The following is a 14,239-nucleotide window of genomic DNA, read 5'->3' as shown; positions in this document are numbered from 1 at the left end:
TAGCGTGACGTTCACCTAGTTGTAACTTTAGCTAGATATTATGCGTGGGAATTTGTCACTAGTTAAAGGTTTCCACGTTGAACTATCGGAATAATCTCCGCCCGGCGGTTCGCGCCTTCGCTTTGTGTGCGGCCACCGGACTGACCATAACGCTGGCACCGGCTGCCAGCGCCGCCCTCCCCGTCGCTGTGCCGCAGCTCCGCGAGCCTGTTACCCAGCAGACCACCGGCGCCTTACCGGTACAGCATCCCGGAGCACCAGTTCCGGAGCCATTTAGCACGGATCATATTGCGGGGTTTGAATCCGATGTTTCCTCTTATCAATTCGGCAACTACTGGCAGGTAGTCCAGCTCTTTGACCACATTAAGGCCCAGCCGGAAATCCGCCAGGAAAATATGGATAAGGCCGTGGCCATAAATAACGCTGCGGCAGGGGACCAAGCCCTTATTCAGCGAGCGCAGTCCGACGCCAAGGCCAGCTCCACCAGCGTGCTCAACGCGGTGTCTGATGCCATGGGCAAAAATCTTGGCGACGCTTTCCGTGCTTCTCTAGCCGAGCACCGCTTGCCCAAAACCGAGTACCTCCTAGGCAATGGGTACGCCGCTCGTGCAGGTGGGCTAGCTAATTCCACCATGTCAGAGAAGTACTACTTCAACTATCAGCGCCCGTACCAGTGCGCGCCGCAAGCGATTAAGCGCTTTGACGATGGCTCCAAGGATCTTTATCCCACCTCGCCAGCCTTCCCTTCGGGCCATACCAATCAGGCAACCTGGATTACCACGCTGATGTCCTTCATGCTGCCGGAGGTAGGCCCACAGCTCATGCTGCGCGGCGCTGAAGCCGGCAACCACCGGGTGGTCCTCGGTGTGCATTACCCGCTGGATGTCATCGGTGGGCGTATGACCGGCCAGGCTGCTGCGGCAGACCGCCTCAACGATAAGCGCATGCGCCATGCCCTATGGGAAGCCTCGATGGAAGTGCGCCAAGAAATCAAGTGGCGCACCGGCAAGACGGTGGAAGAACTGGTGGCCCAAGATAGGGAAGAGGGTACCCACTATCGGTCCACGGAGGATGCAGTAGAACAGTATTCCAAGTTCATGGACTATGACTTTGCCCCGCGCTACCGCACCGACGCCCCGATGGTCGTCCCGCAGGCCGCTCCAGTGCTGCTAGCAGCGTCCCACCCAGAACTGACCTGGGAGCAGCGCGCCGAGGTGCTCCGCCAGACCGCCCGCCCAGCCGGCAATCCATTGGATTGGCAAGCAGAGGGAGGCTCGTGGCAACGCCTCGATCTAGCCCGCGCCATGGCGGCCAAGGCGACCATAGCCCCAGACGGCGGCGTGAGCGTTAGCGGATAGCAGGTTCTCAAACCTGAGCGGGGGTACAGGTCTCCCGCACATGGTTCAATGAAGAAGTATCTCCATCACTCTAAAGGAAGAGAATAATGACTAAGCCCAAGATCATGACCATTTACGGCACCCGACCGGAAGCTATCAAGGTGGCACCGGTCATCAAGGCGCTGGATAAAGATGAGCGCTTTGAATCCATCCCGGTCTCTACCGGTCAGCACAAAGAGATGCTGGAGCAGGTCAACACCATGTTTGGCATTCAGCCGAAGCACGATCTGGGGCTTATGAAACAGGGACAGGGGCTTAACGAACTTGTCTCCCGCGCCATTGCTGGTTTGGACTCCATCATTGAAGAAGAAAAGCCGGACGTCATCATCTCCCAAGGCGATACCTCTACCGCTATGGCTGCAGCGCTTGCCGGTTTCCATCGCGGGGTAAAAATCGTTCACCTCGAAGCCGGTTTGCGTACCGGCGATATTCATTCGCCGTTCCCTGAAGAGGCGAACCGTAAACTCATTGGCCAGGTTGCCGAGCTGCACCTGGCTCCAACCGAAGGCTCGATGGAGAACCTGCGCCGCGAGAACGTGCGCTCCAAGGACATAGTGGTCACCGGTAATACCGTCATCGACGCTCTTCTGGAAGCGGCATCCTGGGACACCAAGTTTGAGGACCCTGCTCTGCAGGAGGCCGCAGAGTCTGATAAGCGGCTTGTCGTAGTCACCACCCACCGCCGCGAGAACCTTGAGGCTATGAAGGAAATTGGTGGTGCAGTTAAGGACTTGGCAGAAGCCTATCCGGAGATTAACTTCGCGCTGCCGCTGCACCTCAACCCCAAGGTGCGTGAGGCAGTTCTCCCAGAGGTTGAGCACCTACCGAATATCATCATTACCGATCCACTGCCTTATGACCAGTTCACCCAGCTGCAAAACCGCGCGACCATCATCCTTACTGATTCCGGCGGAGTCCAGGAAGAGGCTCCCGCTCTGGGCAAGCCGGTTCTGGTTATGCGCCAAAACACCGAGCGCCCCGAGGCCGTTGTCGCCGGCACCGTGAAGCTGGTGGGTACCAACCGTGAGCTCATCGTGGCCGAGGCTAAGCTTTTGCTTTCCGACGACGCCGCTTTCCAAGCCATGGCCAACGCCGTTAACCCTTATGGCGATGGCAAGGGCGCGCAGCGCGCCGTTGCCGCCATCGCGGAGCTGACTGGAGTAGGCGAGCGCGTAGACGACTTCCTGCCCGAGGTTGATTCCTCCAAGGCCGCCCGGAATAAGAAATAACCTGCGCATGGGGTAGATATAGCGGATATAATAGTGGTATGAAACCGCTGGATATCCGCTGTAACCACCAAGACCGCATGAAGGCCGCCGACATCCTAGGAGATGCGCTGTCGGCCGGTCAGATTGACCTCGACGAGTTTGAAAAGCGTTCGGCAGCATGCGTGGACGCAACCACCCGTGCCGAGCTCATCGAGCCACTGGCTGACCTTGTAGAAGACCCAGAGGTTCTCCTTTTTGGACAGGAACGAAAAATCGCGAAGGCCTATGCGGGCCAGCAAGAATCCAAAGCCATCGCCAAGGTGGAGCAGGCCATTCGCCAGGTGCAGCCGAGCGTGCAGGAGACCCGCTCCCTTGCGGTGGGGATCTTCGGCGGGTCTACTGTCAGCGGTGGGGCAGTAGCTCGTTCCCTGACAGCCCTGGGCTTTTTCGGCGGAGTGGACATCGATCTTACGGGCGCCGCCCTGCACAGTCGTACTACCACCATCAACGCGGCGGGCGTCTTTGGTGGCGTCGATGTTTATATTCCCGAAGGCTTCCGCGTCCACGTCAGCGGCGTAGGCCTTTTTGGCGGGCATGACCTCAAGGTAGAAAACGGCGCCATCCATCCGAATGACCTGCCAGTGGACGCGCCAGAAATCAACGTCAATTGCTACAGTCTCTTCGGCGGCGTAGACGTTCACGTGGGGCGCCGATACAGCGATTGAGGAGGCTGAGGAGTTAGAGGGCGTATCTGGAATTAGGGCTTGGTCTCAGACACGCTCACAGCACTCTTCCAGCCCCCTCGAGCTGGCTTTGGAAGACCCACGTCAGTCTTCGGCCTACAAGGAGCATTTAAATTGCTCAGGGCGCACTGCACATCTAGAAGCCGGTCTAGCGCGGTGGGCAATGGTACAACCACTCGGGCCGGTGTTTGCCGCACGGGACCGCTGCCTCCTGCAGGGCGGCAGGGCGTATCTAGGCACATGGGCTTCCGGCTTCAACTGGGAAAGGCGTGAAGCCGAGATCTACAGGGCATTCTGTAAGCCTGGTTAACAACTCATGAACTTGGCAGGGCAGTATCGTCAGACAATATCGCGCAGACCATCGAAGTTGCCGGCCAGGTGGAGACACGAAAATCCACGACAAACCAATCCAGGATTCTCCTCAACACTGCCGTCCGGTGGCTTCAAGGATTCCAGTTTGGTTCTCTTACTTAGCTGTCTTCGGGCTTAATACGCCTGTGAATAAGCAGTACTTCCACCGCAGCGCTTAAAGATTGAATCCCTGAAGAAATATAGACAAAACGCAAATAATCCCGCTTAGCAAGACTAAGCGGGAGCTTTGCTCCTCCAACTGGGCTCGAACCAGTGACCCTTCGATTAACAGTCGAATGCTCTGCCAACTGAGCTATGGAGGAATATGTCGTTTGGGGTGTTTCCCTTTCGACGTAGAGTAACTCTATATTAGACCGGCTATAATTTACAAATTGCCAGCTCATCAGGCGTTTCTGCGGTAAGGTTAGCTTGTGCGTTGTGAACAATGATCGATGGTGTCGCTGGGCTGTAAACTTTGGGAGCCTATAGAGAATTCGATAACATTTAAGCGTGATTGTTGTCGGTGAAGGGGTCGTTGCGTGCAAATATTAGTTGTTTCACAGTACTGGGAGCCTGAGAATGGCGTACCTCAGCGGCGATGGGCTTGGCTTAGCCAGCTCCTTCAGGAGTCAGGGCATTCTGTTACTGTGATTGCTCCGCCTCCTCACTACGACAGAAAATTGAGTCTTAAGGAATGGTGGGTAACAAGAAAATATCGTTCAGCTATTGAGTCTTCAGCTCTACAACCGAATATACGCGTAGTTCGCTCTGGGTTTATTCCGTCAGGAAATTCGATATCTGGAAAGGTTGTCAATCAACTTGCTGTTGCATTCGGGGCAATTTGGCTTATATTGCGATTGCCTGGCCGTCTAAAAGGATATAGGCCCGACTTGGTAGTGGGAACAGTTCCAGCGCTGCCGACAGCATTAGTAGCAAGAATCGCTTCATTTCGATTCCGTAGGCCTTATATGATCGACTTGCGCGACGCGTGGCCAGACTTGTTGAGTGAGTCCAGAAAGTGGAATGCCGGGCTTGGCTCGAAGTCATGGAGAGAAAAAGTCTTTGGAACGTGGGTACTTGATTTTTCTTTAAAGATAGTCGAGAGGGTCTTAAATTCGATCTTGCAAAAGGCCTCGGCGCTCACCGTGACTTCCGCTAGGTTACAAGAGTCGCTCTTACGACGCACAGACGTCTTGGGCAGCAAAAATGAGGATACTATCTTGGTAGTTCGCAACGTATTTGAACCGAAAACTATTGCAGATTTTTTGGGGAATCGATGCAGGGATCGTCCGTTTCTAAACGTCTTATATGCGGGTACACTTGGGCGCGCTCAGAACCTCTCAAATGCGGTCAAAGCGATTAAAGTTGCGCAAGACCGAGGATACGAGATTCAGCTTCGTTTCATCGGTGCAGGGGCAGCCAAGAAAGAACTTATTCACTTGGCTCGTGAACTTGATGTCGACGTCTCATTCGAAGCCAAAGTCCAAGCAACACAGCTTGCAGATGCCTATCACTGGGCGGATACGGCATTGGTTCATTTAACTGATTGGCCGGCACTTGAGCGCACGGTGCCGAGCAAATTGTATGAACTGATGTCGGTGGGGATGCATGTAACAGGGGTGGTTTCGGGAGAAACGGCCGAGCTTATTAAAAGATTAAACGCAGGTGTTGTAGTGCAAACCGAAAGTCCTGAGGCATTAGCGGAGACCTGGATCGAATTAATTAAGCATCCTGAAAAGCGCTTCGTAACGGATCAAGGCTTTCGCTGGGTTGAGCTTAATCGTCAAGTGGAATCGCCGACAAACTTCTTGAGAGCGATCAACAATGCACTGGGGAGCAGTACACGTGGATAAATTTAAAAGGGGCTTGAAGGTGTTCGTGACACTTTGTACGTCCTTGACGCCTATGATGCTGGTCGCGCCTCAAAGCACTCTGCTCAAAATATTTCAACGACTTGGGATCAGCAATAAACTTCCAAATGCTAGTCGCTTCTTAGAGAATCACTTTGGTTCGACTCATGGGAAGAATAGGGTCTCCCATGAGTTTATTGGTTGTGGTAAGTCAATTGGGATTGCGCAGTCGTCGTCGTTCGCTGGTGTGCCGGGGGAAGGGCCCTTTACAGTTGACCGGCCACGTCTTAGCAATGAATTGCATGATTGGGTGCCGGACGAGAAGGAAGGGGCAAGTCATCGTTCATCAACTGTTTTGTATTATTTAACGAATGCGAAGCCGTTTACCAACTCTGGTTATACGGAACGTACTCAACATATGCTGGAAGCGCTTCACACGGCAGGGGAGTCAGTCAAAGCAGTAACTCGGCTCGGCTACCCTGCAATCGTTGGTATTCTTCGTTTCCCTGTCAAATATAATGTGAAGAGTGTTGAGTACTCTACGTTGGTTCCTTCATATATGCCTATAATGCGCAAGAAGCGTGAGCAGAAAGCCGTTGAGTTGCTTTCTCGAACGGTCGTGAAGGAAAATCCCCGGATTTTACATACAACGACTGATTATATTAATGCAGTGGTAGTTTCCAATGTGGCGCGACAATTCGGGCTTCCCTGGATTTACGAAGTCAGAGGTGAACCTCATAACACTTGGTTGTCAAAACAACCACCTGATTTTGTTGAGGCTGCGAAACGATCCAACTTTTATCGAAACAGTGCGCAGCAGGAGATAAACGCCGCTATGTCGGCTGATCGGGTGATATGCCTTAGCGAGGTATCAAAAGCTAGGCTTCGAAACTCCGGAGTACCAGCCGCTAAGCTCGTCGTTATTCCGAACGCTGTCGATGAAAATCTGATAGGTAGGCAATACTCGAAGTTAGCGTTACGGGAAAAGCATAAAATCGCCAATCGAATTACCGTTGGTACAGTTTCGTCTTTGGTGAATTACGAGGGAATCGACGACTTACTAAGAGCGCTGACTCACTTGGAAGACGTTAATTGCCTAATCGTGGGTGATGGCGAAAGCCGAGAAAAGCTACAAACGCTCGCGGTCGAATTAGGGGTGTCGGAGCGAGTTACTTTCGTGGGCAAGAAGCCTTCACCAAATATTTGGGAATGGTATGCCGTAATGGATGTTTTTGTTATGCCTCGAAATGATGCGGAAGTTAGCCGATCAGTAACGCCAATCAAAGGGATGATTGCACAGGCGCTAGGGATCCCTACTGTCGCTTCTGATCTTCCTGCGTTGCGCGAGGTTACTGGCGGCAATGCTGAATATTGTGAGGCTGGGAATCCAATCTCTATTGCATCCTCAATCCGTACGTTGATAGCGGAGCCAGAATCTAGCCGGCAGCGTCGGCAAGTTAGCTCGATTCAATTTGCCGCATCACGAACTTGGCGAAGTAATGCTGAGCAACTGCGCAAAGTGTATGACGAACTTGCAGCGCGATAGTGCTGGCGCGATGACATTAGCTGTGGCTAGCGATGACTGTGACTAGTGAGGAATGAGAAACGACGCGATCCGGTTCGAAGCGTCAGCAGAGCCTAGGACAGAGAGTCAGAACGTGGAGTTAGGTAACTACGCGTTGCATAATTATTCCAAATAAAGCCTAAATACAGTCGGGCTTCGGACGGCTAAGGCACAGGAAAGTTAGAATGGAACAATGGCGGATCAAAGTAGATCACAGAAACCCCAGAGACGAGGGACTTCAAGCCTCAGAATGGTTGATCGTTCTGGTTTATTTAGTCTAAGAGCTCGACCATCCTTTATTGACTATTGCCAGCAAACTTGGGCCAAACGGCATTTCATCTTTGCAAACGCGAGGGGAAAATCGTTGAGAGCGGGAGACGGCACTTATCTCGGCCGTGCATGGATTTTCTTGAATCCACTTTTGCAGGTCACAATTTATGTGGTCGTTTTCGGTTTCATCTTGCACGTGAGCCGAGGGATGGATAACTATATCGGCTTTATCATGATTGGTGTCATTTTCTTCGGAATGATGGGCCGCGGATTAACCCAAGGAAACGGTGTTATTCAAGGAAGTAGGAGCTTAATCGGTGCGTTTTCGTTTCCGCGTGTATGTCTCGTGTTTTCGGTTGCCGTGAAGCAAGTTATTGACGATGTTGCTCCTGCCCTCGTTGCTATTTTGGGGGCGCTAGTCTTTCAGCCGCATATCTCGATTGGGGCATCATATCTTCTTTTGATTCCCATTTTTGTATTGCTGCACGTCTTTGCTTGCGGGTTAACTTTGTTCACTGCACGTGCCACTGCTTTTGTTCCAGACCTTAGGCAAATAATTTCTACATTGCAAAGAGGTCTCTTTTTTCTATCGGGTGTATTTTATGACGTCGACCGATTTGCAAAGGTTCCAGTCTTGCGTGAGGTCATGCTCGCTAACCCTTTCTACCAATTTCTTCACGTAATTCGAACGATTGTTCTTGATGGGGCATGGCCGGAGATGCAGTCCTTGCTTTACCTCGTAGCCGTTTCTTTTATCGTCTTTGCATTGGGGCTGGTCTATTTTTGGAGTGCTGAGGAAAGGTATGCAAATGCAAAATAAAACTACTGTTGTTGCTCGGCATGTCTCAAAAACTTATCCGCTTACGTCGCGGGGCTCTCAGCATCTCCTTTTTAAGAAAAAATCGGATCGGGGCGTTGAGGCATTGAAAGATATTTCATTCGTTTCCGAAGCCGGCGAGTCGATTGGCGTTGTTGGTCGAAATGGAGCGGGTAAATCAACCTTGTTCAAGCTTATATCTGGTGCAGAGTCACCATCACAAGGCGAGATATTTGTTTCATCAACTCCAACGCTCCTTGGTGTCTCATCTGCCTTGCAGGGGAAGCTAACAGGACGCGACAACATCCGCTTGGGACTTTTTGCGATGGGACTTTCTCCAGGCGAGGTGGAACAAATTGAGGGGGAGGTTGCAGAGTTTGCGGAAATAACTGATGCGGTAGATCGGCCACTAAAGACGTACTCGTCAGGCATGCGAGCACGCCTGGTGTTTGCTGTCTCCACTGCCGTGCGACGAGAGATACTCCTAGTTGATGAGGCTCTATCAACAGGAGATTCTGCTTTCGCGGATCGGGCGCAAGAGAGGATGAATAGCTTCTTAGATGAGGCAGGAACGGTGTTTATCGTGTCCCATGGTGCAGGAACAATTAAGAAATACTGCAGTCGTGCGCTTTGGATACATGAGGGCCAAGTCATCATGGATTCATCAGCGGAGGAGACGTCAGATCTTTATGTCAAATGGAGCAAAATGCGGTCACGAGGTGAGAACGAACGAGCCGAAGAATTAATGGCGCGTTGCAGGCGTGACTACAAACCACCAAAGATACTTTTTGATGACGAAGTCGCAAGGTTTCTGGACGCATCACCTTCAAGCTCACGGAAGAGGAGACACTTGAGGAGAAACAATCGCCAGTCTCGGGAGGATTCCTAATGCGGATTTTGGTTATTTGCAACGCTTACCCAAGCGAAGGAAACCTGTATCGAAACGGCTTTATTCATCGACGTGTCAAGGGGTATCAGTCGATGGGCATAAGCGTCTCCGTATTCTATAATCATCAACCGATAACACATCCATATACGTACTATTTTGATGGAGTGCAGGTAAGAGTTGGCAATGATGAAGCACTAGAACAGTTCGTGCGAAACTCAAGATTTGATGCGTGTTTGGTCCACTTTGCGGAACCATCACGAGTGCTTCCTCTCGAGCGGGCCAACGTGGATTGCCCCGTGATTATTTGGATCCACGGTTTCGAAGCCGAAGCTTGGCATCGGAGGTGGTTCAATTTTGTTGATGGACCTGAATCAGCAGCGGCGCTGTTGGCTAAACGCGATAGTTATTATAAAGAACAGAATTCTTTTATGCATCGTCTAGGTGCTGAATCTAATTTAGACATAACTATGGTAAATGTTTCTCGTTGGTTCCGGGACATGGTCGTTGAGCCCGACAACGACTTGGACCTAGCTGGTAGCCCAGTAATTCCTAATTTTGTAGATGGAGATATATTTCGGTTCAATGCAAAGAAGCCTGAGCATCGCTTTCGTATCCTCTCGATACGCCCGTTTGCATCACGTAAATATGCAAACGACGTAACGGTGGGAGCCATATTAGAGCTTTCGAAGCGACCGTTTTTCGAACGTCTTACGTTCACTTTGTGCGGTGACGGTGATTTGTTCGCGGAAACTGTTAAGCCAATAAAAAATATGAAAAATGTTAAATTGATTCGGAAATTCCAAACGCAGCAGGCGATAAGCAAATTGCATCAAGAACATGGTGTGTTTCTGGCGCCGACAAGGTTCGATTCGCAAGGTGTGTCAATGTGCGAGGCGATGAGTTCCGGAATGGTTCCAGTTTCAACGGAAATCGCAGCGATCCCAGAATTTGTTGAGCAGCGTGCCAGCGGCCTATTGGCATCGCCAGAGTCTTCGTTGGAAATAGCAGATCTGATTGAAGAGCTATATTTCGATCCTGAGCTATTTTTGAAGCTGTCGGAGAGTGCGTCCACCTCGATTCAACGCAAGTGCGGATGGAATGCGACCATTGGTGAAGAAATCGCTTTAATTAAGAATCTGGTGAGGCATCATGAAGCAGGATAGTGGTCAGTGGGAGCTTCGATACCGTGAGCTTGAAGCAACTTTAGGTTACCTTTATGCAGGAATGGCGTCATCCGCAAAAGGGCCGTGCAAACCGGTTGTTTCTGCTCGGATAAAAGAGATACGCAAAATCTCGGATCCCGAGCCGGCACTTGTCTGTCTTTTTGTGGGGGACAGCCCATTAGTAGAATTTCTACAGCTTTCTGGGGGGAAGCTAATTGAGAAACAGTATTCTTATTCCAACACTGTTCAACTAAGAGCGGAAGCGGATTGCGTGGTCGTCAACTTGTTTTCGCCTGCCGGCGACGTTCTTGATGCAAGTGAGGTGGAAATTGATGCAAAAATATAGTCGATCCTCAAGCTTTAGCAGGCAGAGGTACGTTATTTCCGGATTCATTAACTTGAACGTGACCGACGGCTCGGCGTTTTTCCTCGCAGGATTGACGGCGATGTGCGCGCACCAGCCGTGGATCGAGGTTTTCCTGCTTTCTGCTAAGCCGATTACCCGTTCGTTTGTTACCGATGAACTTTGTCATTTTGATAATGTTAAAGTGATTTCTCCGGGTGATGGCTCGCCGCTAGCACGGTTCGCGGAATGCGATACTGGAGAATCGCTCTCGAGGGTCAAATACGCGGATTTTGTCGCGAAGGTTTCGGATGAAGTAGACGCAAACATGATTTTCGTGCGAGATACGGAAGTTGGCTACTGGATAGCGGAACGACATCAAGAACTTCGCCGGAAACTTAATGTTTATCTGACTGGGGTTGCCAGTTTGACTGAGTCACCGTCTATAGATGTTATTCGATTTATTGGAAGATTGGCTAAAGAGAATGTGACATTACTTTTGCAAACAGAGGAGATGCGAAAGCGGTTGTTTGAGCTTGTGCCTAACGTATCGAGTACTGCTGTAGGCCTTTTGCCACCCCATATTCCTGATTCTCCAAGGTCCTTCGAAGAGCTATATCAGCCGAGTACTACCTCTTTAAAGTTAGCTTATGCAGGAAAATTCTTTTATCAGTGGAATACCGACCGAATGTTTGCGGCGGTTAAAGCGCTAGTCGTTGGCGAGAAACTCCCCATTCAAATGAGAGTCGCAGGGGATCAATTTCGGGCTGCTGGCGAAGATCCGTATTTTGTTGAAAACACGAAATACCTGATGAAGTCCTTACCCGGGCTGAAGTGGTACGGAGCCCTACCCCGAGAATGGTCTCGGAAGCTGATTATGAACTGCGATGTCGGCTTGAGTTGGCGACGTCCTAGCTTGAATGATAGTACAGAGCTTTCATCAAAAGTGCTTGAATATGGCTCGCTGGGTAAACCGGTAATTCTCAATCCTACAGCAGCTCATAAACGGATATTTGGTAGCGATTATCCGCTGTTCGCTGAGTCAATGACGGAATTTAAGTGTTTACTTCGCGATATTGTAGGCGGTAAAATTGCACTAAAAGACCCTGCTCAGAGATGTTTTTCGGTCGCGAAATCGCATTGGTATTCTAGTGTTTTTCCTGTATTCGTCAAGAGTATATCCACTTCCCAAGCTCCGAACCCGAACTATCGTTCAATTGTGATTGGTCCCCGGATGGTTCCTCCGGAGGATGTTCAAATCACAGACAAGGTCGTATGGTATGTCGAAGGACCGCGACTTCATTTTGTCGTTGATCCTGAAGCGAAAGAAAGATTAAGCGATGCGATAGAGATTTGCGTGGCCGAGTATTTGCGTCGTTCCTCTCGTGTTTCTAGTGATGACACGCTCGGCAGCAGTGATGGGGAACTTGAAGCTTACAACAAGTTGGACAATTGCAACTTAACGACAGGCGTAACACCTGTGGGCAGTGGCGGTAATCCAAGCAATGCTAAAGGGAGAGCAAAGGCCTTTGCAAGGCGAACGCTAAAGCAGATGGAACGTCATCGATGGGGTGGATATTTCGCGCGGTGCCTCCGCCGTTTTTATAAGGCGACTCTGGGTAAATAGCAGCAGAAAAATCCCTGACGAATCTCGAATCTGAGCTGTGAGTGCAGTCGTAAGAAAACTGGGCCTGACAATACAAAGCATTTGTTTATGCAACTGATTGTGGCAAATGACCAGCGCGGGATAAGAGCCTCAAGTCGCTTGGTCGATGATCCTCTATCTGGAGGGTACTGGGTTTGTGACGGGCATGGACTTACATAGGAGATACTTGGCCCATGACTGTTGCGAGGTACGATCAGGAGACCCGTGAGCGCGCGCTGCGCTTGTACTACGAGGCTGTGGCCGAAGATGGTGCCACGAAGTCCGGTGCACGCCGAAAGATCGGCGGGATGCTGGATATCAACCCAGTCACACTGCACAATTGGATCCGCAAAGCTGAGGCCACAAATGCGCAGGCAATGGCGGAATCCGAGCAGGAAAAAGACGCGGAGGTTGCCCAAGGTCAAGTCCTGGGAAGTGGTGTATCTGGCTTTCGAGTATGTGGTTAATTTCGGGGGTGGGTGCTTGGGGCCATCTCGAGAGCGGGGTTGGTTAAGCATTAGGCGGCGATCTCCTTGCTGTCGGTGGGAGTGTCGTCGACGAGGTTGGCATCGATGATTTCCTTGGTCTGAGTCAGGCTGGTCAGCGACATGTAGCGTTTGCTGGATCCACTCATCGTGTTGTTCCGCAAGGACGGCCCCGACCAGCCGGATGACGGCCTCACGGTTTGGAAAGATCCCGACGACGTCGGGGCGACGTCGGATTTCTCGGCTGAGCCGTTCCGGTGAGGTTATTGGACCACATCTTGGTCCATACCGGTTTCGGTGCAGTAGTAAAAGCTAACAGCTCATCGAGTGATTCCTCCAGGTAGTCGGCCACATGAGGACACTTCTGCCCACAGAACTCTACAACCTCACGGGCCTGAGCCCAGACACTGTCAGCGTCGGGCTGATGGAAGCTAGTGTGAAACATCGCCGATAGCGTCGGCCATTGTGTTTTCGGCACCTGCGAGGAAAGGTTCTTCGCGAAGTGGGACCGGCACCGCTGCCAACTCGCCTGCGCTAAGCAGTCACCAACGGCTGCTTGGAAACCACGATGTGCATCACTGGTGACGAGGAAAACCCCGGTCAGGCCACGGGCGATTAAGCCGCGGAAGAATTCAGTCCAAAAGGCAGTGGGCTCAGCCGTGGCGACCTGCATGCCCAACAACTCCCGGTAGCCATCAGCGTTGACGCCGGTTGCTAGCAGCACGCTGGTTTTAGCAACGCGCCCGCCCTCGCGGACTTTGATAGTTAGCGCCTCGCACGAGATGTAGTAGTAGGGGCCTGGTCCAAGGGCCGGGTACAAAAGTCTGCAATTATTTCGTCCAGGTCGGTGGTCATCTTACTGTCTTATGACTTCAACAGGTTATTAATCCCGACAGTAGCCACCAGATCATTCATTCTGCGGGTGGACACCCCCTTCAGATAACAGGTGGCGATGACTGTGGTCAAGGCGCGTTCTGTCCGGCTCCGACGCTCGAGTAACCAGTCTGGGAAGAACGCCCCAGTACGAAGTTTTGAAACGGCTACGTCAATGGAGCCAACACGGGTATCAAGCCTGCGGTGGCGATACCCATTGCGCTTGTTAATCCGATCTGGCGAGACCGTGGCGTACTCGGCACCACACACCGAATCTGCTTGAGCGGACAGTACCTGATTGATGAAATCCGTCAACATCTAGCGCATCAAGTCTGGAAAGGCCTGCGCCAGAAGTTCTTCGATAGAGCCAGTCGGGTCGATGTGATTGAAATCAGCGGCCATCGTGGGTTTCTTCCTTTCGAGGAGATGTAGGAATTGATTCGAAAGGTGCCCGCGATGGTCGCCTGTATGCGCACCGGCACAAGGCTCACCGCGGGTTACAGATACACCACACAAAAGGACACAACCCTTCCGAACTGTGCAAGGAGAATCGCCAGCTCAAAGAAGCAAACGAGATCCTTCAAGTTGGCCTCAGCTTTTTCGCCCAGGCGGAGCTCGACCGCACACTAAAATAGTCGTCG

At 51.5% G+C, this 14,239-nt stretch carries 11 protein-coding genes, 1 tRNA gene and 1 pseudogene; 11 read left to right on the top strand and 2 right to left on the bottom strand.

The genetic code is table 11. From position 1 onward, the window contains the following. The first annotated feature begins 77 nt into the window (after positions 1–77). From MHY08_RS07500 to MHY08_RS07490, 3 genes are all read left to right on the top strand, one after another. Positions 78–1,358, top strand: coding sequence for a phosphatase PAP2 family protein (locus MHY08_RS07500; protein ID WP_239236153.1), 1,281 nt, complete (start codon positions 78–80; stop codon positions 1,356–1,358). An 86-nt stretch (positions 1,359–1,444) separates the two neighbouring features. Beyond that, the gene (gene wecB / locus MHY08_RS07495; protein WP_204611277.1) at positions 1,445–2,626 is read left to right on the top strand and encodes a non-hydrolyzing UDP-N-acetylglucosamine 2-epimerase; all 1,182 of its coding nucleotides are present in this window, start codon (positions 1,445–1,447) and stop codon (positions 2,624–2,626) included. A 38-nt stretch (positions 2,627–2,664) separates the two neighbouring features. Then, complete coding sequence (locus MHY08_RS07490; protein ID WP_239236151.1) at positions 2,665–3,330, top strand: DUF1707 domain-containing protein; 666 nt, start codon at positions 2,665–2,667, stop codon at positions 3,328–3,330. Positions 3,331–3,949: 619 nt separating this feature from the next. Here MHY08_RS07490 and MHY08_RS07485 read toward each other — a convergent pair. Continuing rightward, positions 3,950–4,022, bottom strand: a tRNA-Asn gene (locus tag MHY08_RS07485). A 216-nt stretch (positions 4,023–4,238) separates the two neighbouring features. Between MHY08_RS07485 and MHY08_RS11795 the strand changes: the two genes are divergently transcribed. The 8 genes from MHY08_RS11795 (at position 4,239) to MHY08_RS07445 (ending at position 12,707) form a co-directional block, all read left to right on the top strand. Next, positions 4,239–5,552, top strand: a complete 1,314-nt coding sequence (locus MHY08_RS11795) for a glycosyltransferase family 4 protein (protein ID WP_204611279.1) — start codon at positions 4,239–4,241, stop codon at positions 5,550–5,552. Then, entirely contained in the window at positions 5,545–7,095 is a 1,551-nt protein-coding gene (locus MHY08_RS07475) for a glycosyltransferase family 4 protein (protein WP_204611280.1), read from the top strand. Before MHY08_RS11795 ends, MHY08_RS07475 begins: the two co-directional genes overlap by 8 nt. A gap of 268 nt (positions 7,096–7,363) precedes the next feature. Further along, positions 7,364–8,203 carry an ABC transporter permease gene (locus tag MHY08_RS07470; RefSeq protein ID WP_204611282.1) on the top strand — a complete coding sequence of 280 codons (840 nt, stop codon included), beginning with the start codon at positions 7,364–7,366 and terminating at the stop codon, positions 8,201–8,203. Next, on the top strand, positions 8,193–9,089 hold the full coding sequence (locus MHY08_RS07465) for an ABC transporter ATP-binding protein (protein WP_204611284.1): 897 nt from the start codon (positions 8,193–8,195) through the stop codon (positions 9,087–9,089). Before MHY08_RS07470 ends, MHY08_RS07465 begins: the two co-directional genes overlap by 11 nt. Continuing rightward, positions 9,089–10,252 carry a glycosyltransferase family 4 protein gene (locus MHY08_RS07460; protein ID WP_204611286.1) on the top strand — a complete coding sequence of 388 codons (1,164 nt, stop codon included), beginning with the start codon at positions 9,089–9,091 and terminating at the stop codon, positions 10,250–10,252. The genes MHY08_RS07465 and MHY08_RS07460 overlap by 1 nt, the downstream gene beginning before the upstream one ends. Then, a complete protein-coding gene (locus MHY08_RS07455) occupies positions 10,239–10,598 on the top strand; it encodes a hypothetical protein (RefSeq protein WP_204611288.1) in 360 nt (119 codons plus the stop codon). The genes MHY08_RS07460 and MHY08_RS07455 overlap by 14 nt, the downstream gene beginning before the upstream one ends. A gap of 58 nt (positions 10,599–10,656) precedes the next feature. After that, positions 10,657–12,222, top strand: coding sequence for a hypothetical protein (locus tag MHY08_RS07450; RefSeq protein WP_239236149.1), 1,566 nt, complete (start codon positions 10,657–10,659; stop codon positions 12,220–12,222). A gap of 212 nt (positions 12,223–12,434) precedes the next feature. Next, entirely contained in the window at positions 12,435–12,707 is a 273-nt protein-coding gene (locus MHY08_RS07445) for a transposase (protein WP_204611292.1), read from the top strand. 50 nt (positions 12,708–12,757) lie between these two features. On the opposite strand, the pseudogene MHY08_RS07440 reads toward MHY08_RS07445, so the two are convergent. Next, positions 12,758–14,000: pseudogene (locus tag MHY08_RS07440) on the bottom strand (IS256 family transposase). Positions 14,001–14,239: the final 239 nt, after the last annotated feature.

It is taken from the genome of Corynebacterium sp. ACRPJ (assembly GCF_022347345.1).
In the GTDB taxonomy this organism is placed as follows: Bacteria; Actinomycetota; Actinomycetes; order Mycobacteriales; family Mycobacteriaceae; genus Corynebacterium; species Corynebacterium tuberculostearicum_D.
Note: the sequence above shows the minus strand (reverse complement) of the source record. Positions and strands in the feature narration are given on the sequence as shown.

What these genes read in the sequence shown, in the direction of transcription:
- MHY08_RS07455 (WP_204611288.1), top strand. Translation starts at nt 10,239, where the DNA reads ATGAAGCAGGATAGTGGTCAGTGGGAGCTTCGATACCGTGAGCTTGAA.
- MHY08_RS07460 (WP_204611286.1), top strand. Translation starts at nt 9,089, where the DNA reads ATGCGGATTTTGGTTATTTGCAACGCTTACCCAAGCGAAGGAAACCTG.
- MHY08_RS07470 (WP_204611282.1), top strand. Translation starts at nt 7,364, where the DNA reads ATGGTTGATCGTTCTGGTTTATTTAGTCTAAGAGCTCGACCATCCTTT.
- MHY08_RS07465 (WP_204611284.1), top strand. Translation starts at nt 8,193, where the DNA reads ATGCAAAATAAAACTACTGTTGTTGCTCGGCATGTCTCAAAAACTTAT.
- MHY08_RS07490 (WP_239236151.1), top strand. Translation starts at nt 2,665, where the DNA reads ATGAAACCGCTGGATATCCGCTGTAACCACCAAGACCGCATGAAGGCC.
- MHY08_RS07445 (WP_204611292.1), top strand. Translation starts at nt 12,435, where the DNA reads ATGACTGTTGCGAGGTACGATCAGGAGACCCGTGAGCGCGCGCTGCGC.
- wecB (WP_204611277.1), top strand. Translation starts at nt 1,445, where the DNA reads ATGACTAAGCCCAAGATCATGACCATTTACGGCACCCGACCGGAAGCT.